The 24895-nt window shown below is 45.3% G+C and carries 36 protein-coding genes and 2 pseudogenes; 4 read left to right on the forward strand and 34 right to left on the reverse strand.

The window, feature by feature from the left end:
- Window positions 1-7: 7 nt before the first annotated feature.
- The 3 genes and pseudogenes from cysN to cobA all read right to left on the reverse strand — a co-directional run.
- Window positions 8-1441: a sulfate adenylyltransferase subunit CysN gene (cysN, locus tag BSR11_RS10955; protein ID WP_072670422.1), complete on the reverse strand. Its 1434-nt coding sequence runs from the start codon at window positions 1439-1441 to the stop codon at window positions 8-10.
- A 17-nt stretch (window positions 1442-1458) separates the two neighbouring features.
- Window positions 1459-2370 (reverse strand): annotated as a pseudogene (cysD, locus tag BSR11_RS10960) (sulfate adenylyltransferase subunit CysD); the annotation flags it as partial.
- Window positions 2371-2436: 66 nt separating this feature from the next.
- A pseudogene (cobA, locus tag BSR11_RS10965) lies at window positions 2437-3228 on the reverse strand (uroporphyrinogen-III C-methyltransferase); the annotation flags it as partial.
- A 346-nt stretch (window positions 3229-3574) separates the two neighbouring features.
- On the opposite strand from cobA, the gene cpdB reads away from it, so the two are divergent.
- Window positions 3575-5536 carry a 2',3'-cyclic-nucleotide 2'-phosphodiesterase gene (gene cpdB / locus BSR11_RS10970; protein WP_072670425.1) on the forward strand — a complete coding sequence of 654 codons (1962 nt, stop codon included), beginning with the start codon at window positions 3575-3577 and terminating at the stop codon, window positions 5534-5536.
- Window positions 5537-5668: 132 nt separating this feature from the next.
- On the opposite strand, the gene dbpA is transcribed toward cpdB, so the two are convergent.
- Entirely contained in the window at window positions 5669-7054 is a 1386-nt protein-coding gene (gene dbpA / locus BSR11_RS10975; RefSeq protein WP_072670426.1) for an ATP-dependent RNA helicase DbpA, read from the reverse strand.
- A 289-nt stretch (window positions 7055-7343) separates the two neighbouring features.
- Here dbpA and BSR11_RS10980 point away from each other — a divergent pair, with 289 nt between their 5' ends.
- The gene (locus tag BSR11_RS10980; RefSeq protein ID WP_072670427.1) at window positions 7344-7796 is read left to right on the forward strand and encodes a GNAT family N-acetyltransferase; all 453 of its coding nucleotides are present in this window, start codon (window positions 7344-7346) and stop codon (window positions 7794-7796) included.
- 18 nt (window positions 7797-7814) lie between these two features.
- Here BSR11_RS10980 and BSR11_RS10985 read toward each other — a convergent pair whose 3' ends face one another.
- Window positions 7815-8444 (reverse strand): LysM-like peptidoglycan-binding domain-containing protein, encoded by a 630-nt coding sequence (locus BSR11_RS10985; protein ID WP_072670428.1) that lies wholly within the window; start codon window positions 8442-8444, stop codon window positions 7815-7817.
- Between the two features lie 230 nt (window positions 8445-8674).
- On the opposite strand from BSR11_RS10985, the gene bamJ reads away from it, so the two are divergent.
- Both bamJ and BSR11_RS10995 read left to right on the forward strand, forming a co-directional pair.
- Window positions 8675-9295, forward strand: coding sequence for a BamJ family beta-barrel-assembly machinery protein (gene bamJ / locus BSR11_RS10990; RefSeq protein ID WP_072670429.1), 621 nt, complete (start codon window positions 8675-8677; stop codon window positions 9293-9295).
- Window positions 9296-9472: 177 nt separating this feature from the next.
- Window positions 9473-9964 (forward strand): DUF2780 domain-containing protein, encoded by a 492-nt coding sequence (locus tag BSR11_RS10995; protein WP_072670430.1) that lies wholly within the window; start codon window positions 9473-9475, stop codon window positions 9962-9964.
- Window positions 9965-10117: 153 nt separating this feature from the next.
- On the opposite strand, the gene rplQ is transcribed toward BSR11_RS10995, so the two are convergent.
- The 29 genes from rplQ to rlmB form a co-directional block, all read right to left on the reverse strand.
- The gene (gene rplQ / locus BSR11_RS11000; RefSeq protein WP_001216361.1) at window positions 10118-10504 is read right to left on the reverse strand and encodes a 50S ribosomal protein L17; all 387 of its coding nucleotides are present in this window, start codon (window positions 10502-10504) and stop codon (window positions 10118-10120) included.
- A 26-nt stretch (window positions 10505-10530) separates the two neighbouring features.
- Complete coding sequence (locus BSR11_RS11005) at window positions 10531-11523, reverse strand: DNA-directed RNA polymerase subunit alpha (protein WP_004394549.1); 993 nt, start codon at window positions 11521-11523, stop codon at window positions 10531-10533.
- A gap of 24 nt (window positions 11524-11547) precedes the next feature.
- A complete protein-coding gene (rpsD, locus tag BSR11_RS11010) occupies window positions 11548-12168 on the reverse strand; it encodes a 30S ribosomal protein S4 (RefSeq protein WP_072670431.1) in 621 nt (206 codons plus the stop codon).
- Between the two features lie 27 nt (window positions 12169-12195).
- Entirely contained in the window at window positions 12196-12585 is a 390-nt protein-coding gene (gene rpsK, locus BSR11_RS11015; RefSeq protein ID WP_001118870.1) for a 30S ribosomal protein S11, read from the reverse strand.
- Window positions 12586-12604: 19 nt separating this feature from the next.
- The gene (gene rpsM, locus BSR11_RS11020; protein ID WP_004394544.1) at window positions 12605-12961 is read right to left on the reverse strand and encodes a 30S ribosomal protein S13; all 357 of its coding nucleotides are present in this window, start codon (window positions 12959-12961) and stop codon (window positions 12605-12607) included.
- Window positions 12962-13110: 149 nt separating this feature from the next.
- Complete coding sequence (gene rpmJ, locus BSR11_RS11025) at window positions 13111-13224, reverse strand: 50S ribosomal protein L36 (protein ID WP_000868186.1); 114 nt, start codon at window positions 13222-13224, stop codon at window positions 13111-13113.
- A 38-nt stretch (window positions 13225-13262) separates the two neighbouring features.
- Window positions 13263-14597 carry a preprotein translocase subunit SecY gene (secY, locus tag BSR11_RS11030; RefSeq protein ID WP_004394541.1) on the reverse strand — a complete coding sequence of 445 codons (1335 nt, stop codon included), beginning with the start codon at window positions 14595-14597 and terminating at the stop codon, window positions 13263-13265.
- A gap of 20 nt (window positions 14598-14617) precedes the next feature.
- A complete protein-coding gene (gene rplO, locus BSR11_RS11035; RefSeq protein WP_072670432.1) occupies window positions 14618-15052 on the reverse strand; it encodes a 50S ribosomal protein L15 in 435 nt (144 codons plus the stop codon).
- A 5-nt stretch (window positions 15053-15057) separates the two neighbouring features.
- Window positions 15058-15234, reverse strand: a complete 177-nt coding sequence (gene rpmD, locus BSR11_RS11040) for a 50S ribosomal protein L30 (RefSeq protein WP_000201159.1) — start codon at window positions 15232-15234, stop codon at window positions 15058-15060.
- Window positions 15235-15240: 6 nt separating this feature from the next.
- Window positions 15241-15744 (reverse strand): 30S ribosomal protein S5, encoded by a 504-nt coding sequence (gene rpsE, locus BSR11_RS11045; RefSeq protein ID WP_004394539.1) that lies wholly within the window; start codon window positions 15742-15744, stop codon window positions 15241-15243.
- Window positions 15745-15758: 14 nt separating this feature from the next.
- Window positions 15759-16112, reverse strand: coding sequence for a 50S ribosomal protein L18 (rplR, locus tag BSR11_RS11050; protein WP_004394538.1), 354 nt, complete (start codon window positions 16110-16112; stop codon window positions 15759-15761).
- A 9-nt stretch (window positions 16113-16121) separates the two neighbouring features.
- Window positions 16122-16655 carry a 50S ribosomal protein L6 gene (gene rplF / locus BSR11_RS11055; protein ID WP_004394537.1) on the reverse strand — a complete coding sequence of 178 codons (534 nt, stop codon included), beginning with the start codon at window positions 16653-16655 and terminating at the stop codon, window positions 16122-16124.
- 16 nt (window positions 16656-16671) lie between these two features.
- Entirely contained in the window at window positions 16672-17064 is a 393-nt protein-coding gene (gene rpsH / locus BSR11_RS11060) for a 30S ribosomal protein S8 (protein ID WP_004394536.1), read from the reverse strand.
- Between the two features lie 29 nt (window positions 17065-17093).
- Window positions 17094-17399: a 30S ribosomal protein S14 gene (gene rpsN / locus BSR11_RS11065; RefSeq protein ID WP_004394535.1), complete on the reverse strand. Its 306-nt coding sequence runs from the start codon at window positions 17397-17399 to the stop codon at window positions 17094-17096.
- 17 nt (window positions 17400-17416) lie between these two features.
- Window positions 17417-17956, reverse strand: coding sequence for a 50S ribosomal protein L5 (gene rplE, locus BSR11_RS11070; RefSeq protein ID WP_004394534.1), 540 nt, complete (start codon window positions 17954-17956; stop codon window positions 17417-17419).
- A 22-nt stretch (window positions 17957-17978) separates the two neighbouring features.
- Complete coding sequence (gene rplX / locus BSR11_RS11075; RefSeq protein WP_004394533.1) at window positions 17979-18296, reverse strand: 50S ribosomal protein L24; 318 nt, start codon at window positions 18294-18296, stop codon at window positions 17979-17981.
- A 13-nt stretch (window positions 18297-18309) separates the two neighbouring features.
- Window positions 18310-18681: a 50S ribosomal protein L14 gene (rplN, locus tag BSR11_RS11080; protein WP_004394532.1), complete on the reverse strand. Its 372-nt coding sequence runs from the start codon at window positions 18679-18681 to the stop codon at window positions 18310-18312.
- 160 nt (window positions 18682-18841) lie between these two features.
- Window positions 18842-19096, reverse strand: a complete 255-nt coding sequence (gene rpsQ / locus BSR11_RS11085) for a 30S ribosomal protein S17 (protein WP_072670433.1) — start codon at window positions 19094-19096, stop codon at window positions 18842-18844.
- Window positions 19096-19287: a 50S ribosomal protein L29 gene (gene rpmC / locus BSR11_RS11090; protein ID WP_072670434.1), complete on the reverse strand. Its 192-nt coding sequence runs from the start codon at window positions 19285-19287 to the stop codon at window positions 19096-19098. The genes rpsQ and rpmC overlap by 1 nt, the downstream gene beginning before the upstream one ends.
- Window positions 19287-19697: a 50S ribosomal protein L16 gene (gene rplP / locus BSR11_RS11095; protein ID WP_004394529.1), complete on the reverse strand. Its 411-nt coding sequence runs from the start codon at window positions 19695-19697 to the stop codon at window positions 19287-19289. The genes rpmC and rplP overlap by 1 nt, the downstream gene beginning before the upstream one ends.
- Window positions 19698-19708: 11 nt before the next feature.
- Entirely contained in the window at window positions 19709-20407 is a 699-nt protein-coding gene (gene rpsC / locus BSR11_RS11100) for a 30S ribosomal protein S3 (RefSeq protein ID WP_004394527.1), read from the reverse strand.
- Window positions 20408-20426: 19 nt separating this feature from the next.
- Complete coding sequence (rplV, locus tag BSR11_RS11105) at window positions 20427-20759, reverse strand: 50S ribosomal protein L22 (protein ID WP_004394526.1); 333 nt, start codon at window positions 20757-20759, stop codon at window positions 20427-20429.
- Window positions 20760-20769: 10 nt separating this feature from the next.
- Window positions 20770-21048 (reverse strand): 30S ribosomal protein S19, encoded by a 279-nt coding sequence (gene rpsS / locus BSR11_RS11110; RefSeq protein ID WP_004394525.1) that lies wholly within the window; start codon window positions 21046-21048, stop codon window positions 20770-20772.
- A 21-nt stretch (window positions 21049-21069) separates the two neighbouring features.
- On the reverse strand, window positions 21070-21894 hold the full coding sequence (rplB, locus tag BSR11_RS11115; RefSeq protein ID WP_004394524.1) for a 50S ribosomal protein L2: 825 nt from the start codon (window positions 21892-21894) through the stop codon (window positions 21070-21072).
- Window positions 21895-21910: 16 nt separating this feature from the next.
- Complete coding sequence (gene rplW, locus BSR11_RS11120) at window positions 21911-22213, reverse strand: 50S ribosomal protein L23 (protein ID WP_004394523.1); 303 nt, start codon at window positions 22211-22213, stop codon at window positions 21911-21913.
- Complete coding sequence (rplD, locus tag BSR11_RS11125; RefSeq protein ID WP_004394521.1) at window positions 22210-22812, reverse strand: 50S ribosomal protein L4; 603 nt, start codon at window positions 22810-22812, stop codon at window positions 22210-22212. Before rplD ends, rplW begins: the two co-directional genes overlap by 4 nt.
- A gap of 16 nt (window positions 22813-22828) precedes the next feature.
- Window positions 22829-23458: a 50S ribosomal protein L3 gene (rplC, locus tag BSR11_RS11130; RefSeq protein WP_004394520.1), complete on the reverse strand. Its 630-nt coding sequence runs from the start codon at window positions 23456-23458 to the stop codon at window positions 22829-22831.
- A 14-nt stretch (window positions 23459-23472) separates the two neighbouring features.
- Window positions 23473-23784: a 30S ribosomal protein S10 gene (gene rpsJ / locus BSR11_RS11135; protein ID WP_001181007.1), complete on the reverse strand. Its 312-nt coding sequence runs from the start codon at window positions 23782-23784 to the stop codon at window positions 23473-23475.
- A 370-nt stretch (window positions 23785-24154) separates the two neighbouring features.
- On the reverse strand, window positions 24155-24895 hold the full coding sequence (gene rlmB / locus BSR11_RS11140) for a 23S rRNA (guanosine(2251)-2'-O)-methyltransferase RlmB (protein WP_072670435.1): 741 nt from the start codon (window positions 24893-24895) through the stop codon (window positions 24155-24157).

Consider the following 24895-nt stretch of genomic DNA (forward strand, 5'->3'; position numbering starts at 1 on the left):
GTGTGCATTATTGCCCCTTAAATTGGCTGATATCTTTCGCCTCCCAATGGGGGAAATGTTTTCTGACTAATGCATTAAATTCCAACTCAAAAGCCGACAATCTACTGGTAACTGGGGCGTCTAACGCTTGCAATGGCTCACGAATCAAACCCGCTCCGACCGTGACGTTAGTCAAACGGTCAATGATAATAAAACCACCAGTATCCGCACAATCTTGATAGGTATCTACTGCTAGTTGATGGGTAAAGCGCCATTGACAACGGGCAATGCCATTAAGCGGTAGCTGTTCAGTTTGAAAGGTACTGAGCTGATTAATATCGTACTGATATTTAATGTGGGTTACTCGACCCAGAGTTTTTTTACCCGCAATTTTAATATCGTATTCACGCTCGGGTTGTAGTGGCTGCTCCGCCATCCATACCACATCCGCGACGAGTTGCGAGGTTAGCGAAACGTTCGCATCGGCCAACACTAATAGATCGCCGCGACTGATATCGATCTCATCTTGTAGAGTTAAGGTCACCGCTTGTCCTGCATTGGCATGGCTTAAATCTCCATCAAAGGTAACAATCCGCGTAATCGCAGAGGTTTTCCCAGACGGTAACACTTTGACCTTATCACCAACATGAATTGTGCCCGCGGCAACCGTACCAGCAAAACCACGAAAATCTAAATGAGGACGATTCACATACTGAACGGGAAAACGAAAATCAGCATTGATACTCGGTGGCTTAATCTGCACATTTTCCAACTGTTCGAGCAAAGACTCACCACGATACCAAGGCATGAATTGGCTCTTCTCGACGACATTATCACCTTCCAACGCAGAGATTGGAATTAAATCAATAGCGATGTCTTGGGCAAGATTTTTCGAGAAATCAGCGTATTGCTGGCAAATTTCGTCAAATCGAGCTTGGGAGTAATCCACCAAATCCATCTTATTGATCGCAACAATGAAGTGTTTGATCCCCAATAAATGGGCAATAAACGAATGGCGACGGGTTTGATCTAATACGCCTTTGCGTGCATCGATCAGGATAATGGCCAAATCGCAAGTCGATGCTCCAGTGGCCATGTTACGCGTGTACTGCTCATGCCCTGGTGTATCGGCAATAATAAATTTGCGCTTCTGAGTGGAAAAATAACGATAAGCAACGTCAATCGTAATGCCTTGTTCACGTTCAGCTTGTAAGCCATCGACCAATAGTGCGAGATCAGGCCGTTCACCGGTGGTGCCTACGCGCTGGCTATCAGAATGAACGGCAGCTAACTGATCTTCATAGATCTGTTTAGAATCATGCAACAGACGACCAATTAACGTACTTTTTCCATCATCAACCGATCCACAGGTTAGAAAGCGTAATAATGATTTATGTTGATGTTGGTTGAGGTATCCTTCAATACCCAGCTCAGCAAGTTGAGCATGCACTGCACTGTTCATTTTCTTTCCTCAAATCCTTAGAAATAACCTTGGCGTTTTTTCAGTTCCATCGATCCAGACTGATCGTGATCGATCGCCCGCCCCTGTCGCTCACTGGACGTTGCCACCAACATCTCTTCAATAATCCCGGTCAACGTATCGGCTTCAGATTCTACGGCTCCGGTCAGGGGGTAGCAGCCGAGAGTTCGGAACCGAACTCGCTTGTATTGAACCTCTTCACCCGGTTGTAATGGCATCCGCTGATCATCGACCATAATCAACATGCCATCTCGTTCAACCACTGGGCGAATATCAGCCAAATACAGCGGCACAATATCGATATTTTCTAGATAGATGTATTGCCAAATATCCAATTCCGTCCAGTTCGATAAAGGGAATACGCGAATGCTTTCCCCTTTATTAATTTGTCCGTTATAGGTTTTCCATAGCTCTGGACGTTGGTTTTTCGGATCCCACGTATGGTTTTGATCACGAAACGAATAGACCCGCTCTTTGGCTCGAGATTTTTCTTCATCACGACGCGCACCACCAAAAGCGGCATCAAACCCATAGTGATTGAGAGCTTGTTTCAATCCTTGGGTTTTCATGATATCGGTGTGTTTTGAGGAGCCATGCACAAAGGGATTAATCCCCATCGCCAATCCTTCTGGGTTTTTATGTACCAAAAGTTCAAAACCATACTTTTCAGCTGCCGCATCACGAAACTCGATCATCTCGCGAAATTTCCAATCCGTATCCACATGCAGTAAAGGAAAAGGAATTTTTCCCGGATAAAACGCTTTGCGAGCCAGATGCAACATCACGGAGGAGTCTTTACCTATCGAGTACATCATCACTGGGTTCGCAAATTCTGCCGCCACCTCACGAAGAATATGAATACTCTCCGCTTCAAGTTGCTGTAAATGGGTTAAACGTTGTGGATCCATTCTGTCGGTTTCCTTTTCGCTGCCTTGTCATTATCTCGAACAAGAAAATGGCAAGAGTAAAATAATCAATTAGGCATAGTGGTAGTGGGTGGGACGCTCAGTTTGCTCGCCAAACCAAGCCAATTTATCGGCTAACGCGACCACCTCACCAATCACAATTAAGGCCGGTGATTGCGCTTGAGTCGCTAATTGGGGTAAATCTTGCAAAACGCCTCGAAATACTTTTTGGGCTTGCTGAGTACCTCGCTCAATTATCGCAATTGGCGTCGAGGCATGGCGTCCATGTAAGAGGAGTTGCTGAGTGATCATCGTGGCGTTCATCAACCCCATATAAATAACTAAGGTTTGATGACCACGCGCTAAGGTCGGCCACTCCATCTCATCAATAGTGTCGTTTTTTAAATGTCCGGTGATAAATAAAGCCGACTGCGCATAATCACGGTGAGTTAATGGAATACCAGCGTACGCCGTCGCTCCAGCCGCAGCAGTAATGCCAGGGATCACTTGAAATGGAATGCCAGCATCCGCTAACACTTCCAGCTCTTCCCCACCACGGCCAAACATAAAAGGATCACCGCCTTTTATCCTCACCACGCGATGCCCCAATTGGGCAAAATCCACCAGCAGTTGATTAGTTTTTTCTTGCGGAACACTATGATGACCGGCACGTTTACCCACACAGACCAAAATCGTTTTGCTGGGGATCAACGCCATAATGTCTTCTGAAACTAAATAGTCATAGAGCACAACATCCGCTTGTTGTAGATAGTTGAGTGCTTTAACCGTCAGCAATTCAGGATCGCCAGGACCAGCACCAACTAATGCGACTTCTCCGGTGCGTAATTGGCTACGCGATAAGCGGGTATAGGAGTTCGAAATTCCCCCTCCATCTAATGCTACTAGCGTTGCTTGATGCGCTTTTTTCGTCGTAACGCTTTGTAAACCCGCCATCGTTGTTATCCTTAACTCAAATTGATGGCTTTATTATGAGTGGTAGATGTTATTGCTCGAAATTCTAAAATTTCATTTTTTATACTAAAAGCTGATAAGCAATCGTCAGCCTTGCTTTGCAATAGCAAAAGCTTCTGAATAACTCACACTTTGTGATGTTCAGTCCGACACATTGCATCACAATTTGTTACATTCACCGCTATTGCTAACGAGGAAAGCCAAACAAGCAATCCCGATAATCAACAGGAAATGACCTATGCACTCAAAACATCACTCCTTAGCCATCGCTGTGTTAGCGGGTCTTTTAAGCATGGCGGGGCCAGCAATGGCGGAAACACTCCAACTGAGAATCATTGAAACCACCGATATTCATACCAACTTGATGGATTATGATTACTACAAAGATATGCCATCGAAACAATTGGGATTGGCTCGTGCAGCAAGCTTAGTTAAACAAGCTCAGCAAGAAGTCACCAACTCTGTTCTGGTGGATAATGGTGATTTATTGCAAGGTAGCCCTATGGGTGACTATATGGCGGCAAAAGGCATCACTCCAGGCGAGATTCACCCGGCTTATAAAGCAATGAATCAACTCGGCTACGATGTGGGTAATATTGGTAACCATGAGTTTAATTACGGTTTAGATTTTCTCCAGCAGGCGATTAAAGGAGCGGACTTTCCTTACATTAATGCCAATGTATTTGATCAATACACAGGCGAGCACTATTTCCAACCCTATTTGATTAAGCCTCATACTTTTATCGATCAAAATGGCCAAGAGCAGATTGTCAAGGTTGGTTACATTGGCTTTGTCCCTCCGCAAATCATGGTCTGGGATAAGAAAAATCTTGCAGGCAAAGTGTTTGCCAAAGACATTAAGCAAACCGCAGAAACGCTCATCCCCCAGATGAAAAAGCAAGGTGCAGAGGTGATCATTGCGATCCCTCATTCAGGGATCTCGACCGATCCTTATCAAGCTGGGGCAGAAAATTCGGTGTATTATCTCACTCAAGTCAAAGGCATTGATGCCATCGCCTTTGGACACTCACACGCGGTATTCCCAAGTGCCGACTACGCGAACTTACCGGGTGCAGATATCAGTCAAGGTACCATCAATGGCATTCCTGCGGTGATGCCCGGTCGTTGGGGCAGCCATGTCGGCGTGATGGATTTAACCTTAAAAAATGAAAATGGCCAATGGCAAGTGGTCAATGGACGCGCAGAAGATCGGCCAATTTTCGATCGTAAAACTCAACAAGCACTGGTTTCAGCAGATAAAAACATCGTCAAAGCCTTAGCCAAAGACCATCAAGCAACGCGAGAATTTGTTAATCAACCTATCGGTAAAGCCGATGATGTGATGTACAGTTTCTTAGCCCTAGTGCAAGACGACCCAACGGTGCAGATTGTTAACTTAGCCCAAAAAGACTATGTCGAGCAATTTATTCAAGGCGACGCTAATCTGGCAGGATTACCCGTTTTATCAGCAGCTGCCCCTTTTAAAGTCGGAGGTCGTAAAGATGATCCTAATGGCTTTACTGAAGTCGAAGCTGGACAACTGACCTTCCGTAATGCCGCCGATCTGTATCTTTATCCTAATACACTGGTGGCACTGAAAATGACCGGTAAGGAGGTCAAAGAGTGGTTGGAATGCAGCGCAGGCCAGTTTAACCAAATTGATCCACAGAGTGAGGCCCCGCAAAGCCTAATTAATTGGCAGGGTTTCCGTACTTATAATTTTGATGTCATCGATGGCGTCAATTATCAAATTGATGTCACACAACCGGCGAAATACGACGGTGACTGTAAACTTATCAACAAAGAGGCTGAACGTATAGTTGGCTTGACTTATCAAGGTCAACCACTGGATCTTAAACAAACGTTTTTAGTCGCGACCAACAACTATCGTGCTTACAGCAATAAATTTGCTGGTACGGGCAGTGAGTTTGTTGCCTTTGATTCGCCAGATGAAAACCGCACCGTGGTAGCAAGCTATATTTCTCGCATTAGCGCAGAACAAGGCCATGTTACCCCTAGTGCTGACAACAACTGGTCATTTGCGCCTATCAAAACCGATACTCGCTTAGATGTGCGTTTTGAAACCTCGCCTAGTGAAAAAGCGGCACAATTTATTGAGGCCAAAGGCCAGTATCCCATGCAAAAAGTGGCTAACGACTCACTCGGCTTTGCCATTTATCGCATTGACCTGACTCAATAAGTTTTTCATTGTTGACTCATGCATCGAATGATTAGCTGCATGAGTATGATGATTTAGCACTTTGAGTAGCTAAGAAAATCAAAAGCCAGCGAACAAACGCTGGCTTTATCACAACATGGCGCCGGGTTGGTTTTATTTCAATAAACGAGCACGAAATTGACGGCCTTTCATTTTGCCGGTTTCCATTTTCTTCAGCGCTCGCTTAGCCACCGATTTATGCACAGCAACGTAAGCACGCATTGGCAGAACATTAATCTTACCAACGAACTGGCCATCAATCCCATCATCACTGGTTAAAGCACCTAAAATATCACCCGGACGAACTTTTTGTTTTTTACCACCATCGATCTGGATCGTTACCATCTTGGCTTGATAAGGCGTAGTGTTCTGCCCACTCATATTTGGCAATTGAGCAGGCTCAATGGGCATATCCATATATTCATCTATCATCGCTACGCGATGCATCTCATTGTCGCTAAAGAAACTGATCACTAGTCCTTGACTGCCAGCGCGCCCCGTACGGCCTATACGATGAACGTGCACTTCAGGGTCACGGGACAACTCAAAGTTAAACACCGCATCTAAGTTATCCACATCCAGCCCACGAGCAGCAACGTCGGTAGCGACCAAAATCGAGATACTTTTATTAGCAAACTGCACCAAGGCTTGGTCACGATCGCGCTGCTCTAAATCACCGTGCAGCTCAATCACGCTGAAGCCTTTATGCTTTAACTGCTCGGCAACATGGGTCACTTCCCTTTTGGTATTACAAAATACCACCGCTGATTCTGGTTGATGATGTAATAGCAACTGGGCTAAGGCATTATCACGCGCCTCCGCACCTTCCAGTTTATAAAAGTACTGTTGAATCGTCGTTGAAGCGTGGGTGGATTCTACTTTAACCATTTCTGGATTACGCATGATCCGCTCAGCCACCTGCTTGATTTGAGCAGGAAAAGTGGCACTGAATAGTAAGGTTTGTCTGACTGTTGGCGCTTGAGCAATAATCGCATCTAACGCATATTGAAAACCCATCTCTAACATTCGGTCTGCTTCATCGAGTACTAAAGTATTCAGCTCGGAAAGATCAATCCGTCCTTTTTCAAGATGATCCAAAATACGCCCTGGTGTACCAACCAAAATATGCGCGCCATGCTCTAATGAACCGATTTGCGGCCCCATCGGCATACCGCCACATAAAGTAAGAATTTTAATATTGTGGATGGCGCGACCTAAAGTGCGGATTTCCGTCGCTACTTGGTCAGCCAGCTCACGAGTAGGACAGAGCACGAGCGCTTGCACGCGAAAGCGTTTGACATCAAGATTGGATAAAACACCTAATCCAAAAGCGGCCGTTTTCCCTGAGCCTGTCTTTCCTTGGCCGATAACATCCTTGCCCGCTAAAATGGTAGGTAGGCTTAATGCTTGAATGGGAGTCATTTGGGTATATCCCAAAGTATCAAGGTTAGAAAGCAGTTCAGGCTTTAGTGGTACGGTCGAAAATGCACAATTACTCAAGGGGTGTCCTTTGGTTAGACGAAATTAAACGTCCATTATCGTTATTTAACTTCGTGTGGCTAGTGAATATTTAATGATCGGTACCCAAACAACTTGGAGTTGCAGGTAGGCAGTAAGTGAATTCATCCCCATGAGCATAGACAGACTCTGTCATTGGCGACCTCCCCTCCCTGCAGCTTCAATTAGGGAGGAGATAGAGGTGAAATTCTTCGTCAACTTTAACCTTTGTTAATGAATCCTATTCTTAAGCTTGCTACAGTCATCTTTTCATTTTTAAAGGAAAATTACGATGATCACTTGGCAATGCCTTCCCTTTACAGGTTTAACCACTCACCAACTGTATGAATTACTCAAACTACGAGTGGATGTATTTGTCGTCGAACAAGCCTGCGCTTACCCAGAGCTCGATAGTAAAGACGTTCAACCTGGCGTATGGCATTTATTAGGCTATCAAGATCAGTCCTTGATTGCTTATGCGAGACTGCTGGCTCCTGGAATCAGTTATCCTTCAGTCAGCATTGGCCGAGTCGCCACTCAACAGCAAGCTAGGGGTAACGGCCTCGGACGTCAATTACTAGAACAAGCATTGGCCGAGTGCCAACATCAATGGCCAGATAAGGACATAGAAATCGGCGCACAACATTATTTGGCGAGTTTTTATCAAGGATATGGCTTTCAACCGACCTCGGCCGTCTACTTAGAAGATGGTATTCCTCATATTGATATGCGGTTAGAAAAATAGCGTGTTTATCGCTCCTAATTACTGGCTGCGTCCGAAACCACCATCCGATAGTCGGAAAAACATTACTGATTGATTATTACGTTCTAACTGCAAAATATCCAGTTGCCCATCTGCGGCCAGCTTAAAACGGATTCGTTGCCCTTGCTGTATTTGACTCAAGGGCTTATCACTACCTTCAATCCTCACTAATGCGTTGAGATCAGCTAAGGGTAACTGATTGCTTCTAAACACTTGCGACAAGGTATCACCTTGTTTAACGATATATTCTTGCCAAATCTTTTCCTGAGGAGCAGCCAGAGTTGTGACCGTTGTGGCTTGTTCGACACGTTGCTCACTTAGCCCTTGGGTATTCACCGGAATGGATACTCGAGTGCTCGCTGGCGCAGAAACACGAGTTGGAGCATCTTCTTTAGATGAGAAAGGGTAAATCAACAACAAGACAAATAAAGGAATCAAAACCATTAACGCTCGTTGATGATAAACAGGGAGCTGTGCCCAAAATGCTTTTATACTCTGCCAGATAGGATGCTGAGTAAGCCGCTTAGCATAAGATCGCCAATCAATAGCCGCCCACTGCTGCAAAAATTGCCGTGCCATCTGCTTCAGAGAAGAAGATGTTTGTTGCTTTTTTCTGTGTCGACGATTCATTTTTATCCGCCCTTCATTGACTTGGTACAGTATAAAAATTCATGCTCTAAGAGTATAGAGCATGACCCTGCTTCAACCAAAGGTTGACACAATCTTGAAGATTAAAGCTCGAAGTCTCGATCTGAATCACACCTTGGCACCTTTATAACATGAATGCTCGCCAAACATTTCATCATAGCGCTGAAGCTGGTATTCTGTGGGCTTTATTTTTGTGACAAAGAGTGACGTGTATGTCTGACGTAAAATTTGAAACTGTAGAACAAAAAGCCAGCTACGGCATTGGTCTACAAATGGGCCAGCAACTAGCGGGAAGTGGTCTTGAAGGGCTAAATGTGGATGCGATTGCTGCAGGTATCGCGACAGCGCTTGTCGGTGATATGCCAGCAATCGAAATCGATGAAATTAACCAAGCCTTACAAGCCATGCATATGCGCGCTGAAGAGGCGATGCAAGCTGCCGCTAAAGTTGCCGCTGCAGAAGGTGAAACATTCCTTAAAGATAACGCTCTACGCTCAGAAGTTACCGTGCTTGACTCAGGCTTACAGTATGAAGTGATCACTCAAGGTTCTGGTGAAATTCCAACTTCTGATAAATCTGTCCGTGTCCATTATCATGGTGAACTGACGGATGGTACCGTTTTCGATAGCTCTGTTTCTCGTGGCCAACCTGCTGAATTCCCAGTGACTGGTGTTATCAAAGGCTGGGTAGAAGCATTACAGTTGATGCCAGTGGGATCGAAGTGGAAACTGTATATTCCACACGATCTCGCTTATGGTGAACGCGGCGCTGGCGCAGCAATTCCACCCTTTGCCGCACTCGTGTTTGAAGTAGAATTGCTTGATATTCTTTAATCATCATTAATACGCTATTGTTAAGCGGTGCAATGCACCGCTTTTTTTATACGAATTTTCTGAGATTAGTCATCAGGGGTAAATCATTCATCGTGCATTTGCTACACTGTTTAAAAATGTAGCATCCATTGATGGTCATAAGTTGACATCAATAATGATTTAGGGACCAATCGCATTATGAACCACACTTTACTTAATACATTACTGCTCTCAACGTTACTTAGTAGCGCACCCAGCATGGCCTTCCTCAAACTTGGTGAACAGTCAAATCAAGGTCTAGCAACATTAGTTGGTAGTGGCTTATTGGAAACCAAGCAACATACCACACTGATTAACCAAGTAAAAAACCAACTCCCAATCTCAGATCAACAAGCGGGAGGAGGAGTTGCAGCATTATTAGCTCTCGCTAATAATCAATTACCACAGCAGAATCAAACTGAACTTAACACCGTGATCCCTAACCTTGGGCAACTGACTCAATTAGGCTTATCAACAACCAACGTTTCACCATCAGCGATGACTCATCTTAAAGACGTAACGAATGTCTTCAATCAATTAGGTTTGGATGCCAATATGATCGCACAATTTACACCAATTATTATTCAATATTTAACAAGTCAGGGGGCTGGAAGCAGTTTAGTTGGTGCGTTGCAAAGTATGTGGCAATAAAGATAAGAATGTCGATCACGGAATAAAAGGCAAAACAGCCAAGAAATAAAAGAATAAAATTGTCTTGTATGGTAAGTAGATCTGTCGATTAATTATTAATCACAATGCAATAAAAAAGCCGAGCTAATGCTCGGCCTTTTATTCGCGAACTGATTACTCAGCAGCAGCTTCAACAGCTACTTCTGGGCGGTCAACAAGCTCAATGTAAGCCATTGGAGCTTTATCGCCAGCACGGAAACCACACTTAAGAATACGAGTGTAGCCACCTTGACGTGCAGCAAAACGTGGACCTAATTCGTTAAATAGTTTTGCAACAACTTCGTTATCACGAGTACGTGCAAATGCAAGACGACGGTTAGCAACACTGTCAGTCTTAGCTAGTGTAATCAAAGGCTCAACGACGCGACGCAGCTCTTTCGCTTTTGGCAAAGTAGTCTTGATAACTTCATGACGTACTAAAGAGCTAGCCATGTTGCTGAACATCGCTTTGCGATGACTGCTGTTGCGGTTGAGTTGACGACCACTCTTACGATGGCGCATGACCAAATCCTTCTAACTAATATCGATTAATCTTCAGCGATTGACGCTGGCGGCCAGTTTTCTAGGCGCATACCCAGAGAAAGGCCACGTGATGCAAGCACGTCTTTAATCTCAGTAAGAGATTTCTTACCAAGGTTAGGCGTTTTCAGTAGCTCAACCTCAGTGCGCTGTACTAGATCACCGATGTAGTGAATCGCTTCTGCTTTCAAACAGTTAGCAGAGCGAACTGTTAGTTCAAGATCGTCTACAGGACGCAGTAGGATCGGATCGAATTCTGGCTTCTCTTCCTTCTCCTCAGGAACGCGTACATCACGAAGATCTACGAACGCATCCAACTGTTCAGCAAGAATTGTTGCTGCACGGCGGATAGCTTCCTCAGGTTCTAGAGTACCGTTCGTTTCCATATCGATGACGAGCTTGTCTAAGTCAGTACGTTGCTCAACACGAGCAGCATCAACAGAGTAGGCAATTTTGTCTACTGGGCTGAATGTTGCATCGACAAGCAAACGACCGATTGGACGTTCATCTTCTTCAGTATGAATACGAGCAGAAGCAGGAACATAACCACGTCCACGTTCTACTTTGATGCGCATAGCGATCTCAGCATTGTCATCAGTCAGATGACAAATAACGTGTTCAGGGTTTACGATCTCTACATCACCATCATGGGTGATGTCACCTGCAACCACAGGGCCCGAGCCTGATTTGTTTAATGTAATGAACACTTCATCTTTGTTTTCGCCTAAGCGAACAGCCAGTCCTTTCAGATTAAGAAGAATCTCAAGGATATCTTCCTGTACACCTTCTTTGGTACTGTACTCATGAAGTACGCCTTCAATTTCTACCTCTGTTACGGCACAACCCGGCATAGATGATAAAAGAATTCGGCGAAGTGCATTACCAAGAGTATGGCCGAAACCACGCTCTAATGGCTCAAGAGTTACTTTTGCGTGTGTCGTGCTGACCTGTTCGATATCAACAAGACGTGGCTTAAGAAATTCTGTTACAGAACCCTGCATTGTGTCCTCTCTTTAGTTTAAACCTTACTTAGAGTAAAGCTCGACGATCAATTGTTCGTTGATGTCAGCAGATAGGTCTGAACGTTCAGGCAAACGCTTGAATGTACCTTCCATCTGGCTTGCATCTACTTCAATCCAAGTTGGTTTTTCGCGTTGTTCTGCAACTTCTAGAGCTGCTTTAATGCGAGATTGCTTTTTCGCTTTCTCACGGATTGCAACAACGTCGTTAGCCGCAACATTGAAAGAAGGTACGTTTACAACGCTACCGTTTACTAGGATAGCTTTATGGCTAACCAATTGACGTGCTTCAGCGCGAGTTGCACCAAAACCCATACGGTAAACTACGTTGTCCAAACGGCCTTCAAGAAGCTGAAGTAGGTTTTCACCCGTGTTGCCTTTTAGGCGCGCAGCTTCTTTGTAGTAGTTACGGAATTGTTTTTCTAGAACGCCATAGATACGACGAACTTTTTGCTTCTCACGAAGCTGAACGCCATACTCAGATAGACGACCGCGACGAGCGCCGTGTACACCTGGTGCGTTATCAATTTTACACTTGGTATCAATCGCACGAACGCCTGACTTAAGGAACAAGTCAGTACCTTCGCGGCGGCTAAGCTTCAGCTTAGGACCCAAATATCTTGCCATGATCTTTCTCCAATGTTCCCAGAAACGTTAAACGCGACGTTTCTTAGGTGGACGACAACCGTTATGAGGGATTGGTGTCGCATCAACGATGTTTGTGATACGGAAACCAGCAGCATTCAGTGCGCGAACTGTAGATTCACGACCTGGACCTGGACCCTTAACCATAACCTCTAGGTTCTTTAGGCCATATTCTTTAGCCATTTCAGCACAACGTTCAGCAGCAACCTGTGCAGCAAACGGTGTTGATTTACGAGAACCGCGGAAACCTGAACCACCAGCAGTAGCCCAAGCTAGTGCGTTACCTTGACGGTCAGTGATGGTTACGATTGTGTTGTTGAAAGATGCGTGGATATGCGCTACGCCATCAGCAACTTGCTTGCGTACACGCTTACGTGCGCGAGTTGGTTGTTTAGCCATTGTACTCTACCCTTCCCGATTATTTCTTGATCGGCTTACGCGGACCCTTACGGGTGCGAGCGTTGGTTTTAGTACGCTGTCCACGTAGTGGTAGACTGCGACGATGACGAAGACCACGATAGCAACCAAGGTCCATAAGACGCTTGATGTTCATGGAAACTTCACGACGAAGATCACCCTCTACAGTGTATTTAGCTACACCATCACGCAGTTGATCGATCTGCTCTTCAGTTAGTTCACTGATCTTAACACTTTCAGCAATACCCACGTCAGCTAGGATAGCTTTTGAACGGGTTTTACCGATGCCGTAGATTGCAGTTAATGCGATCACAGCATGCTTTTGATCAGGAATGTTAATGCCTGCTATACGGGCCACTATTCACTCCTAGTACTTTCTATAAAAGAATTATCCGCAGCAAAGCCCGTCGAGGATACGCTGCGGGATACTACTTCTTTTGCACGCAAAAGGTAGGCCGAGAAATATACTCGACCACCCTTTAATTTTCAAGTAAAAATTTCTGCTTATTAGCCTTGGCGCTGCTTGTGCTTTGGCTCACTGCAAATCACGCGAACGACACCGTTACGCTTGATAACTTTACAGTTACGGCAGATTTTTTTAACGGAAGCACGAACTTTCATTGCTAAACTCCGTAAATCTAACTTAAATGGCGACCGTATTAACGGCCATAGCCTTTTAAATTTGCCTTTTTCAACACAGAGTCATATTGATTTGACATCAAATGAGTCTGTACCTGTGCCATAAAGTCCATAATAACCACTACTACAATCAGTAATGATGTACCGCCGAAGTAGAAACGTACGTTCCACGCGACCATCATGAACTCAGGGATCAGACAGATAAAGGTAATGTATAACGCACCAGCTAGGGTTAAACGAGTCATTACTTTATCAATGTATCTTGCTGTCTGTTCGCCTGGGCGGATACCGGGTACGAATGCACCTGACTTCTTCAGGTTATCTGCTGTTTCACGTGGGTTGAAAACCAACGCTGTATAAAAGAAACAGAAGAAAATAATCGCTGCAGCATAAAGCATTACATACAATGGCTGACCAGGGCTAAGCGCTAATGAAACGTCTGTTAACCAGCCGAACCATTGGCTCTCACCATTTTGACCAAACCACTGAGCGAGTGTTCCTGGGAACAAAATAATGCTTGATGCAAAAATTGCAGGTATAACACCAGCCATATTTATCTTTAATGGCAAGTGAGTACTTTGCGCTGCAAAAACTTTACGACCTTGTTGACGCTTTGCGTAGTTGACAACGATACGACGCTGACCACGCTCCATGAAAACAACAAAGTAAATCACAGCAAAAGCTAATACCGCAATCAACAACAAAAGAAGCACATGCAGTTCACCTTGACGCGCTTGCTCGATAGTATGTCCTATTGCCGAAGGCAATCCAGCAACAATACCTGCAAATATAAGAATGGAGATACCATTCCCAATCCCTCGCTCTGTAATTTGTTCACCTAACCACATCAAGAACATGGTACCGGTTACTAAACTTACGGTCGCAATCAGGGTAAACATGGTTTGGTCGATAACAACCAGATTGTTGACCATGTTTGGTAAGCCTGTTGCAATACCTATAGCTTGGAATGTTGCAAGTACAAGCGTGCCGTAGCGCGTATATTGGCTTATCTTACGACGGCCTGCTTCACCCTCTTTTTTGAGCTCGGCTAACGCTGGATGAACTACAGTTAGCAACTGGACAACAATTGATGCCGAAATATACGGCATGATGCCCAGTGCTAATATAGATGCACGCTCAAGAGCACCACCAGAGAACATGTTAAACATCTCTATGATGGTACCTTTTTGCTGTTCGAACAAATCGGCAAGTACAGCAGCGTCAATACCAGGAATCGGCACAAAAGAGCCCGCTCGGAATACTAAAAGTGCACCAATTACGAATAATAAGCGCGACTTCAACTCACCTAAGCCGCTCTGAGCACTACGAAAATCTTGTCCTGGTTTCTTAGCCATCTGTACCTCAATCCTCGAGATTATTCCTCGATTTTACCGCCTGCAGCTTCGATTGCAGCTTTAGCGCCTTTAGTCACGCGCAGACCTTTAACAGTCACTGCTTTGTTGATCTCACCAGAAAGAACGATTTTAACGAATTCAATATTCTTCGTTACAAGGTTCGCTGCTTTCAAGCTGTTTAGATCAACAATGTCACCTGTTACTTTCGCTAGCTCAGCTAGACGAATTTCAGCAGTCACAAGACTCTTACGAGAAGTGAAACCAAACTTAGGTAGACGTTGTTTCAGAGGCATTTGACCGCCTTCAAAACCTGGACGAACACCGCCGCCAGAACGTGACTTTTGACCTTTGTGACCACGGCCACCAGTTTTACCAAGGCCAGAACCGATACCGCGACCTAAACGCTTCTTAGAAGGCTTAGAACCCTCAGCCGGCGATAGAGTATTCAAATGCATTCTGATTACTCCTCAACTTTAACCATGTAGTAAACCTTGTTGATCATACCGCGTACACACGGAGTATCTTCAAGTTCTACTGTATGGTTGATTTTACGAAGACCTAAACCACGCAAAGTAGCTTTATGCTTTGGTAGGCGACCAATTGAGCTTTTAGTTTGAGTTACTTTAATAGTTGCCATGTGTTCTTACTCCGAAATCGCTTCAACAGTTAGACCACGTTTAGCTGCAACCATTTCTGGTGACTTAACATCTACTAGAGCGTCGATCGTAGCACGAACGATGTTGATAGGGTTCGTAGAACCGTATGCTTTAGATAGAACGTTATGTACGCCGGCAACTTCAAGTACAGCACGCATCGCACCACCGGCGATAACACCTGTACCTTCTGCAGCTGGCTGCATGTAAACTTTAGAGCCCGAGTGGCGACCTTTCACTGGATGGTGAAGAGTGCCTTCGTTAAGTGCGATAGTAAACATGTTACGACGCGCTTTTTCCATTGCTTTTTGAATCGCTGCAGGTACTTCACGTGCTTTGCCGTAACCGAAACCTACACGACCATTACCGTCACCAACTACTGTTAGTGCAGTGAAGCTCATGATTCGACCACCTTTAACCGTTTTAGAAACACGGTTAACTGCGATTAATTTTTCTTGCAAATCATTCGCTTGAACTTGTTGTTCTTTAGCCATCTTCCAACCCTACCTTAGAATTTCAGACCAGCTTCGCGAGCAGATTCTGCTAGCGCGGCTACTCGACCGTGGTATTGGAAACCAGAACGATCAAACGCAACTGACGATACGCCTTTTTCAAGCGCACGCTCAGCAACAGTTTTACCTACTGCTTTTGCTGCATCGATGTTACCAGTATTCTTCACTTGCTCACGGATCGCTTTTTCTACAGTAGAAGCTGCGGCGATAACCTCAGAGCCATTAGCTGCAATCACTTGAGCGTACACGTGACGAGGAGTACGGTGTACTACTAGGCGAGTTGCACCCAGTTCTGCAATCTTACGACGTGCGCGTGTAGCACGACGGATGCGAGATGCTTTCTTATCCATAGTGTTACCTTACTTCTTCTTAGCTTCTTTAGTACGCACATTTTCATCTGCGTAACGAATACCTTTACCTTTATAAGGCTCAGGCGCGCGGTAAGAACGAATGTCAGCCGCAACTTGACCAACTTCTTGCTTATCACAACCAGTTAGGACAATTTCAGTTTGGCTTGGACATTCGGCTTTAACACCCGCTGGCAACTCGTGCTCAACAGGGTGAGAGAAGCCTAGAGTTAGACCTACAGCGTTGCCTTTCATAGCAGCACGGTAACCTACACCCTTAAGAACGAGCTTCTTAGTAAAGCCTTCAGTAACACCAACAACCATATTGTTCACTAGTGCACGAGCAGTACCTGCTTGAGCCCAAGCGTTTGCGATTCCCTCACGAGGACCGAACGTTAGGTTGTTTTCTTCCTGTGCGATCACGACGCCAGTATGAACTACACGAGATAGCTCACCTTTAGGACCTTTAACCGTGATCTCTTGGCCGTTTAGTTTCACCTCTACGCCAGCTGGAATAGCGACAGGTGCTTTAGCAACACGAGACATGTTCTACTCCTATTTATTAAGCTACGTAGCAAATGATTTCACCGCCAAGACCTGCTTTACGAGCAGCGCGATCTGACATCAGACCCTTGGAAGTGGAAACAACAGCAACACCAAGACCGCCCATCACTGATGGTAGTTCGTCTTTCTTCTTATAAACACGAAGACCTGGACGAGACACGCGCTTGATTTGCTCGATTACTGGTTTAGCTTGGAAGTACTTAAGAGTAACTTCTAGCTCAGGTTTTGCTTCGCCTTCAACAGCGAAGTCTGCGATATAACCTTCAGCTTTAAGTAGTGCAGCAATTGCAACTTTAAGCTTTGAAGAAGGCATTTTAACAGCAACTTTGTTTGCTGCCTGACCGTTACGAATACGGGTCAGCATATCCGAAATCGGATCTTGCATGCTCATAAACTTTACTCCAAATGATTAAGTGGCAATTACCAGCTGGCCTTACGAAGTCCAGGAATCTCGCCTTTCATGCAAGCTTCACGAACTTTAATACGGCTCAGACCGAATTTACGTAGGAAACCGTGTGGACGACCAGTTTGGTTGCAACGGTTGCGCTTACGTGATGCACTCGAATCACGTGGAAGTGATTGCAATTTAAGAACTGCATTCCAACGATCTTCTTCAGATGCGTTTACATCGCTGATGATAGCTTTAAGTGTTGCACGCTTTTCTGCGTACTGAACTACTAGCTTTGCACGTTTTACTTCACGTGCTTTCATTGATTGTTTAGCCATAACAGTAACCCTTCACCTTACTTACGGAATGGGAAGTTAAAGGCAGCCAGCAGAGCACGGCCTTCCTCATCGGTACCAGCAGACGTCGTGATAGTGATATCAAGACCGCGTACACGATCGACTTTATCGTAGTCGATTTCCGGAAAGATGATTTGCTCGCGAACGCCCATGCTGTAGTTACCGCGTCCGTCAAAAGACTTAGCGCTAACACCACGGAAATCTCGTACACGTGGTAGAGCGATAAAAATCAAACGCTCTAAGAAATCCCACATGCGCTCGCCACGCAAGGTTACTTTACAACCAATTGGGTAGCCTTCACGGATTTTGAAACCAGCTACAGATTTGCGCGCTTTAGTGATAAGTGGCTTTTGACCAGAGATGGTCGCCATATCAGAAGCTGCGTTTTCTAGTAGTTTCTTATCGTTGATTGCTTCACCAACGCCCATATTGAGGGTGATTTTCTCAATTCTAGGGACTTGCATGACGCTTGTGTAACCGAACTGTTTGGCCAGTTCAGCGACTACAGACGACTTGTAGTAATCATGCAGTTTCGCCATAGTAGAACTCCAAATTACTCTATTAGTTAGAAACGATTTCGTTGTTAGACTTAAAGAAACGAACTTTCTTACCATCTTCGAAACGGAAACCGATACGGTCCGCTTTACCGGTTGCTGCATTAAAGATAGCAATGTTAGATGCATCAATCGCTGCTTCTTGCTCTACGATACCACCTTGGATACCAAGCGCAGGAACTGGCTTTTGATGTTTCTTAACTAGATTGATACCTTCAACGATAACTTTACCAGTTGTTAGAACCTTAGTTACTTTACCTTTCTTGCCTTTGTCTTTCCCAGCAAGAACGATCACTTCGTCATTACGACGGATTTTAGCTGCCATTTTTTGCCGCTCCTTACAGAACTTCAGGTGCTAGTGACACAATCTTCATGAATTTCGCGTTACGAAGCTCACGAGTCACTGGACCAAAGATACGTGTACCGATTGGTTGCTCGGTATTGTTGTTTAGCAATACGCAAGCATTACGGTCGAAGCGAATGACAGAACCGTCTGGACGACGTACGCCTTTACGGGTGCGAACTACCACCGCCTTCAATACATCACCTTTTTTCACTTTACCGCGAGGAATTGCTTCTTTCACAGTAACTTTGATGATGTCGCCAACATGGGCGTAACGACGGTGAGAGCCACCCAGAACCTTAATACACATTACGCTGCGAGCGCCTGAGTTATCAGCTGCGTCCAGCATACTTTGCATTTGGATCATGTTAGTGCTCCGCTAAATATTAAAAAAACTAGACCCATCTCGGGTCGGGCTGCCTCTTTAAAGGGACGCGAATTGTACCACCCTTTTTTGTGATTGGGTAGTCAAAAAACAAGCGGCCCCAAAAATAATCGGGGCCGCTGTATTCGCATTAAAAGCTCAATTAAATTTTCGCTTTTTCTACTACTTTTACCAAAGTCCAAGACTTAGTCTTAGACAGTGGACGACACTCACGGATTTCAACGGTATCGCCTGCGCCACACTCGTTGTTTTCATCATGTGCGTGTACTTTAGTCGTGCGACGAACGAATTTACCGTAAATTGGGTGCTTCACGAAACGTTCGATAGCAACAACGATAGATTTGTCCATCTTGTCACTGATAACACGACCTTGTTGGGTACGAATTTTATCGCTCATTATGCGCCTGCCTTCTCAGTCAAAACAGTTTTCACACGTGCGATATCACGACGGACAGCTTTCAGAGTATGAGTTTGCTGTAGTTGACCAGTCGCTGCTTGCATGCGCAAGTTGAACTGCTCTTTCAACAAACCTAGTAGCTCTGCATTAAGCTCTTCAACGTTTTTCTCGCGTAGATCTTGTGCTTTCATCACATCACCTGCTTAGTTACAAATGTAGTCTTGAATGGCAGTTTACGTGCCGCTAGGCGGAACGCTTCACGAGCCAATTCTTCAGGTACACCATCAACTTCGTACATCACCTTGCCAGGTTGGATTTGGGCTACCCAGTACTCAACGTTACCTTTACCCTTACCTTGACGAACTTCAAGTGGTTTTTCTGTGATTGGTTTGTCTGGGAACACACGGATCCAGATTTTACCTTGACGCTTAATGTGACGTGTCATAGCACGACGTGCCGCTTCGATTTGACGAGCAGTTAGACGACCACGGCCTACAGCTTTCAAACCAAAGGTGCCGAAGCTTACTTCAGTACCTTTTGCTAGACCACGGTTACGACCTGTGTGAACCTTACGGAACTTGGTACGTTTAGGTTGTAGCATCTGTCGACTCCTTACTTACGGCCTTTGCGCTGCTTCTTAGGCTTGTCAGCCTTTGGCTCTACTGCGTTAGCAGCTGGCATACCGCCTAGGATTTCACCTTTGAAGATCCAGACTTTAACACCAATCACACCATAGGTAGTGTGAGCCGAAGAAGTTGCGTAATCAATGTCAGCACGTAGTGTATGTAGAGGCACACGGCCTTCACGATACCACTCAGAACGTGCAATTTCAGCGCCGCCTAAACGGCCACTTACTTCCACTTTGATACCTTTAGCGCCTAGACGCATAGCGTTTTGTACCGCGCGCTTCATAGCACGACGGAACATAACACGACGCTCTAGTTGAGACGCGATGCTATCAGCCACTAGCTGGCCGTCTAGCTCAGGTTTACGTACTTCAGAAATATTGATCTGAGCTGGTACACCTGCAATCTTCGCTACTGCTGCGCGTAGCTTCTCAACGTCTTCACCTTTCTTACCGATAACCACGCCTGGACGAGCAGTGTGAATAGTCACACGAATACTCTTAGCAGGACGCTCGATAACGATGCGTGATAGAGACGCTTTTGCCAATTCCTTAGTGAGGTATTGACGTACCTTGAAGTCGCCGTCTAGGTTGTCAGCGAAATCTTTGGTATTAGCAAACCATGTAGCATTCCAAGGCTTAACGATGCCTAGACGAATACCATTAGGATGTACTTTCTGACCCATTGCTTACTCTCCTAGTCTCTTAGCGGTCTGCGACAACAATAGTGATGTGGCTTGAACGCTTCAAGATACGATCCGCACGACCTTTTGCACGAGGCATAATACGCTTCATGGTTGGGCCCTCATCTACGAAGATTTTAGCGACACGTAGATCGTCAATGTCAGCACCTTCGTTGTGCTCCGCGTTAGCGATTGCTGACTCTAGAACCTTCTTAATCAGTTCAGCTGCTTTTTTGTTGCTGAACGTTAGCGTTTCTAGAGCTTGGTCAACTGACTTACCACGAATTTGATCTGCAACTAAGCGAGCTTTCTGAGGCGAAATGCGAGCAAAGTTATGTTTAGCGAATGCTTCCATCATCTACTCCTTAACGCTTCTTGGCTTTCTTATCCGCAGCATGGCCACGGTAAGTGCGAGTTGGGGCAAATTCACCCAGTTTGTGACCGATCATCTCGTCAGTTACAAAAACTGGAACGTGTTGACGACCATTATGGACAGCGATGGTCAAACCGATCATTGTTGGAATGATCATTGAACGACGGGACCAAGTCTTAATAGGCTTTTTGTCTCCGCTTTCCACCGCTTTCTCTACCTTCTTCAGCAAGTGTAGGTCAATAAATGGACCTTTCTTGAGAGAACGTGGCATGGCGATTCCTCTTTAAATAGATTACTTATTACGACGACGTACGATGTACTTGTCAGTGCGTTTGTTACTACGAGTTTTGTAGCCTTTCGTTGGTACGCCCCATGGAGATACAGGATGACGACCACCAGAAGTACGGCCTTCACCACCACCATGTGGGTGATCAACAGGGTTCATTACTACACCACGTACGGTTGGACGTACGCCGCGCCAGCGTGAAGCACCCGCTTTACCAAGCTCACGTAGCATGTGCTCAGAGTTACCAACTTCACCGATTGTTGCACGGCCTTCAGAAAGTACTTTGCGCATTTCGCCAGAACGTAGACGGATAGTAACGTATGCACCGTCGCGAGCGACAAGTTGAGCATACGCACCAGCAGAACGAGCTAGCTGTGCACCTTTACCAGGTGTTAATTCAACGTTATGAATCGTTGAACCAACAGGGATGTTGCGCAATGGCAGAGTGTTACCTGCTTTGATTGGCGCATCAACACCAGACTGGATAGTATCACCAGCTTGGAGACCTTTAGGTGCAATGATGTAGCGACGCTCACCGTCTGCGTACAGAACTAGAGCGATGTTTGCGCTACGGTTTGGATCGTATTCTAGACGCTCAACTTTCGCTGGGATACCGTCTTTAGTACGTTTGAAGTCAATCAAACGATAGTGTTGCTTATGACCACCACCGATATGACGTACTGTAATACGACCGTTGTTGTTACGACCACCATTCTTAGAGTTTTTCTCTAGAAGAGGTGCGTATGGCTTACCCTTGTGGAGGTCTGCGTTAACAACTTTAACGACGTGACGACGACCAGGGGAAGTCGGCTTACATTTAACAATAGCCATTATTCAACTACTCCTGTTATTCCGCGCCGCCAACGAAGTCAAGATCTTGACCTTCTTTCAAAGTCACATACGCTTTTTTAACGTCGCTGCGGCGACCTTGGCGTAGACCTTGACGTTTGGTCTTACCCTTAAGAATAAGAGTATTTACAGACTTAACTTCAACTTCAAATAGCTTTTCTACAGCTGCTTTGATCTCTTTTTTAGTCGCATCTTTAGCAACTTTAAAAACGATAGTGTTCGCTTTTTCAGCTGCCATAGTGGCTTTTTCAGAGATGTGCGGTGCACGTAGAACTTTTAGTAGACGCTCTTCACGGATCATGCCAGCATCTCCTCAACTTGCTTAACTGCAGCAGCAGTCATTAGAACCTTGTCAAATGCGATTAGGCTTACAGGATCGATACCAGTAACATCACGCACGTCAACTTTGTATAGGTTACGAGCAGCTAAGAATAGATTCTCGTCTACTTCGCCAGTCACGATAAGAACGTCATTTAGCTCAAGTTCTTTCAACTTTGCTGCTAGTTCTTTCGTTTTTGGTGCTTCAACCGAGAAGTTATCAACAACGATTAAACGCTCTTGACGAACTAGCTCAGAAAGAATGCTTTTCATAGCGCCGCGGTACATTTTTTTGTTTACTTTAACGCTGTGATCTTGTGGTTTCGCAGCAAAAGTAACACCACCTGTACGCCAGATTGGGCTACGGATTGTACCAGCACGTGCACGGCCAGTACCTTTTTGACGCCATGGCTTAGCGCCACCGCCAGAAACTTCTGAACGTGTCTTTTGAGCACGAGTACCTTGACGAGCACCTGCTGCATACGCAACAACTACTTGATGTACAAGAGCTTCGTTGAACTCACGTCCGAAAGTAGTTTCGGAAACAGTTAGTGCGTTAGCACCTTTAACCATCAATTCCATTACTTACTCCTAGACGTTATGCTTTAATAGCTGGTTTGACGATCACGTTAGCGCCAGTTGCACCTGGGACTGCACCTTTAATAAGAAGCAGATTGCGCTCAGCGTCAACACGTACGATCTCTAGGTTTTGAGTCGTTACACGCTCAGCACCCATGTGACCTGCCATTTTTTTGCCTTTAAATACGCGACCTGGGGTTTGACATTGGCCAATTGAACCAGGAGCACGGTGAGACAAAGAGTTACCGTGAGTCATATCTTGGGTACGGAAGTTCCAGCGCTTAACAGCACCTTGGAAGCCTTTACCTTTTGATGTACCAGTAACGTCTACTTTCTTAATTTCGTTGAACAATTCAACAGTCAGTTCAGCACCAACTTCGAACTCTTCGCCGTTTTCTAAACGGAATTCCCAAAGACCGCGACCAGCTTCTACACCTGCTTTCGCAAAGTGACCAGCTTCTGGCTTAGTTACGCGGTTAGCTTTCTTAGTTCCAGCTGTTACTTGGATAGCAGCATAGCCGTCAGTCTCAAGAGTTTTCACTTGAGAAACACGGTTCGCTTCAACCTCAACAACAGTTACTGGGATAGAAACGCCTTCTTCAGTAAATACGCGGGTCATACCCACTTTACGTCCGACTAGACCAATCATTCTTCTAATCTCCCTTAACCTAGGCTGATTTGAACATCAACACCAGCAGCAAGATCAAGACGCATAAGAGCATCAACAGTCTTGTCAGTTGGTTCAACGATGTCGATCAGACGCTTGTGAGTACGAATTTCGTACTGGTCACGTGCATCTTTGTTTACGTGTGGAGAGATAAGAACAGTGAAACGCTCTTTACGAGTAGGCAGTGGAATTGGACCACGAACCTGTGCGCCGGTACGCTTAGCTGTTTCAACGATTTCCGCTGTAGAAGCATCGATTAGTTTGTAATCGAAAGCTTTAAGGCGGATACGGATGCGTTGGTTCTGCATGAGACAGAGCTCCAATAAATAAAAATTACACAAACAATATCGCCATTCGAACCTGCCATGGCGGGTGAATGTCGATTGATTTATGTGAAACCGTAGTACCCCGATTGGGCACATTGTCAGCTAATTAAATTAACTAAAGCTAATCCTATTAACTGCGAACATAAGCTGAGTATACGTTACCTCACCTGTGTTACCACAAGCTTGCTCCTCGCTGCTCATTGGTTCACAACTGGCTTAACCAGTGGGGGTGCATTATACAGATCACAGATTGACTTGCAAGGGGGTGTTGGAAAAATAAACGAATGAGGCGAGAAACAAGAAACCTAGGTTAGTAGACCTAGGTTTCTTAACGATAGCATCGGTATAAACATTAAATGTTATTGCGTTGACGCACCGCTTCAAATAAACAAATCCCGGTCGCGACTGAGACATTTAAACTGGAAACACTGCCAGCCATTGGGATTTTGATTAGGTCATCACAAGTATCACGAGTTAAACGGCGCATGCCGTCTCCTTCTGCTCCCATCACGATCGCTAAAGGTCCAGTCAATTTGCTTTGATAAAGATCATGGGTCGCCTCGCCAGCCGTGCCAACAAACCAAACCCCTTGCTCTTGTAGAGCACGCATCGTGCGCGCTAAGTTAGTCACACGTACTAAAGGGACGGTTTCTGCTGCACCACAAGCGACCTTACTTACCGTGGCTGTCATCGGTGCTGAACGATCTTTAGGTACAATCACCGCCGCCACACCAGCAGCATCAGCATTACGCAAACACGCACCTAAGTTATGCGGATCGGTCACGCCATCCAGCACCAGCAGAAGTGGTTGTTGATGCTGACTTAATATTGCGTCTAGATCATGTTCGTTTAAGGCTTTAGCTGGCTTGACTTTAGCTATCAACCCTTGGTGATTAGCTCCTTGAGCTTTGTCATCCAGTGCCTTACGCCCCATCTCCTGAATTGATAGCCCTAAACGCTGCAATTCATTCAATAGCGGAAGTAGCCGATCATCTTGACGACCTTTCAAAACATACACTTCAATGATACGGGCCGGCTCACGCTGCATCACAGCATTAACCGAATGAATGCCGTAAATCAGTTCATTACTCAT

The organism is Vibrio injensis, from assembly GCF_001895205.1.
GTDB classification, from domain to species: Bacteria; Pseudomonadota; Gammaproteobacteria; order Enterobacterales; family Vibrionaceae; genus Vibrio; species Vibrio injensis.

What these genes read in the sequence shown, in the direction of transcription:
- cysN (WP_072670422.1), bottom strand. Translation starts at nt 1,441, where the DNA reads ATGAACAGTGCAGTGCATGCTCAACTTGCTGAGCTGGGTATTGAAGGA.
- cpdB (WP_072670425.1), top strand. Translation starts at nt 3,575, where the DNA reads ATGCACTCAAAACATCACTCCTTAGCCATCGCTGTGTTAGCGGGTCTT.
- BSR11_RS10980 (WP_072670427.1), top strand. Translation starts at nt 7,344, where the DNA reads ATGATCACTTGGCAATGCCTTCCCTTTACAGGTTTAACCACTCACCAA.
- BSR11_RS10985 (WP_072670428.1), bottom strand. Translation starts at nt 8,444, where the DNA reads ATGAATCGTCGACACAGAAAAAAGCAACAAACATCTTCTTCTCTGAAG.
- bamJ (WP_072670429.1), top strand. Translation starts at nt 8,675, where the DNA reads ATGTCTGACGTAAAATTTGAAACTGTAGAACAAAAAGCCAGCTACGGC.
- BSR11_RS10995 (WP_072670430.1), top strand. Translation starts at nt 9,473, where the DNA reads ATGAACCACACTTTACTTAATACATTACTGCTCTCAACGTTACTTAGT.
- rplQ (WP_001216361.1), bottom strand. Translation starts at nt 10,504, where the DNA reads ATGCGCCATCGTAAGAGTGGTCGTCAACTCAACCGCAACAGCAGTCAT.
- BSR11_RS11005 (WP_004394549.1), bottom strand. Translation starts at nt 11,523, where the DNA reads ATGCAGGGTTCTGTAACAGAATTTCTTAAGCCACGTCTTGTTGATATC.
- rpsD (WP_072670431.1), bottom strand. Translation starts at nt 12,168, where the DNA reads ATGGCAAGATATTTGGGTCCTAAGCTGAAGCTTAGCCGCCGCGAAGGT.
- rpsK (WP_001118870.1), bottom strand. Translation starts at nt 12,585, where the DNA reads ATGGCTAAACAACCAACTCGCGCACGTAAGCGTGTACGCAAGCAAGTT.
- rpmJ (WP_000868186.1), bottom strand. Translation starts at nt 13,224, where the DNA reads ATGAAAGTTCGTGCTTCCGTTAAAAAAATCTGCCGTAACTGTAAAGTT.
- secY (WP_004394541.1), bottom strand. Translation starts at nt 14,597, where the DNA reads ATGGCTAAGAAACCAGGACAAGATTTTCGTAGTGCTCAGAGCGGCTTA.
- rplO (WP_072670432.1), bottom strand. Translation starts at nt 15,052, where the DNA reads ATGCATTTGAATACTCTATCGCCGGCTGAGGGTTCTAAGCCTTCTAAG.
- rpmD (WP_000201159.1), bottom strand. Translation starts at nt 15,234, where the DNA reads ATGGCAACTATTAAAGTAACTCAAACTAAAAGCTCAATTGGTCGCCTA.
- rpsE (WP_004394539.1), bottom strand. Translation starts at nt 15,744, where the DNA reads ATGGCTAAAGAACAACAAGTTCAAGCGAATGATTTGCAAGAAAAATTA.
- rplR (WP_004394538.1), bottom strand. Translation starts at nt 16,112, where the DNA reads ATGGATAAGAAAGCATCTCGCATCCGTCGTGCTACACGCGCACGTCGT.
- rplF (WP_004394537.1), bottom strand. Translation starts at nt 16,655, where the DNA reads ATGTCTCGTGTTGCTAAAGCACCTGTCGCTATTCCAGCTGGCGTAGAG.
- rpsH (WP_004394536.1), bottom strand. Translation starts at nt 17,064, where the DNA reads ATGAGCATGCAAGATCCGATTTCGGATATGCTGACCCGTATTCGTAAC.
- rpsN (WP_004394535.1), bottom strand. Translation starts at nt 17,399, where the DNA reads ATGGCTAAACAATCAATGAAAGCACGTGAAGTAAAACGTGCAAAGCTA.
- rplE (WP_004394534.1), bottom strand. Translation starts at nt 17,956, where the DNA reads ATGGCGAAACTGCATGATTACTACAAGTCGTCTGTAGTCGCTGAACTG.
- rplX (WP_004394533.1), bottom strand. Translation starts at nt 18,296, where the DNA reads ATGGCAGCTAAAATCCGTCGTAATGACGAAGTGATCGTTCTTGCTGGG.
- rplN (WP_004394532.1), bottom strand. Translation starts at nt 18,681, where the DNA reads ATGATCCAAATGCAAAGTATGCTGGACGCAGCTGATAACTCAGGCGCT.
- rpsQ (WP_072670433.1), bottom strand. Translation starts at nt 19,096, where the DNA reads ATGAGCGATAAAATTCGTACCCAACAAGGTCGTGTTATCAGTGACAAG.
- rpmC (WP_072670434.1), bottom strand. Translation starts at nt 19,287, where the DNA reads ATGAAAGCACAAGATCTACGCGAGAAAAACGTTGAAGAGCTTAATGCA.
- rplP (WP_004394529.1), bottom strand. Translation starts at nt 19,697, where the DNA reads ATGCTACAACCTAAACGTACCAAGTTCCGTAAGGTTCACACAGGTCGT.
- rpsC (WP_004394527.1), bottom strand. Translation starts at nt 20,407, where the DNA reads ATGGGTCAGAAAGTACATCCTAATGGTATTCGTCTAGGCATCGTTAAG.
- rplV (WP_004394526.1), bottom strand. Translation starts at nt 20,759, where the DNA reads ATGGAAGCATTCGCTAAACATAACTTTGCTCGCATTTCGCCTCAGAAA.
- rpsS (WP_004394525.1), bottom strand. Translation starts at nt 21,048, where the DNA reads ATGCCACGTTCTCTCAAGAAAGGTCCATTTATTGACCTACACTTGCTG.
- rplB (WP_004394524.1), bottom strand. Translation starts at nt 21,894, where the DNA reads ATGGCTATTGTTAAATGTAAGCCGACTTCCCCTGGTCGTCGTCACGTC.
- rplW (WP_004394523.1), bottom strand. Translation starts at nt 22,213, where the DNA reads ATGATCCGTGAAGAGCGTCTACTAAAAGTTCTACGTGCACCGCACATC.
- rplD (WP_004394521.1), bottom strand. Translation starts at nt 22,812, where the DNA reads ATGGAATTGATGGTTAAAGGTGCTAACGCACTAACTGTTTCCGAAACT.
- rplC (WP_004394520.1), bottom strand. Translation starts at nt 23,458, where the DNA reads ATGATTGGTCTAGTCGGACGTAAAGTGGGTATGACCCGCGTATTTACT.
- rpsJ (WP_001181007.1), bottom strand. Translation starts at nt 23,784, where the DNA reads ATGCAGAACCAACGCATCCGTATCCGCCTTAAAGCTTTCGATTACAAA.
- rlmB (WP_072670435.1), bottom strand. Translation starts at nt 24,895, where the DNA reads ATGAGTAATGAACTGATTTACGGCATTCATTCGGTTAATGCTGTGATG.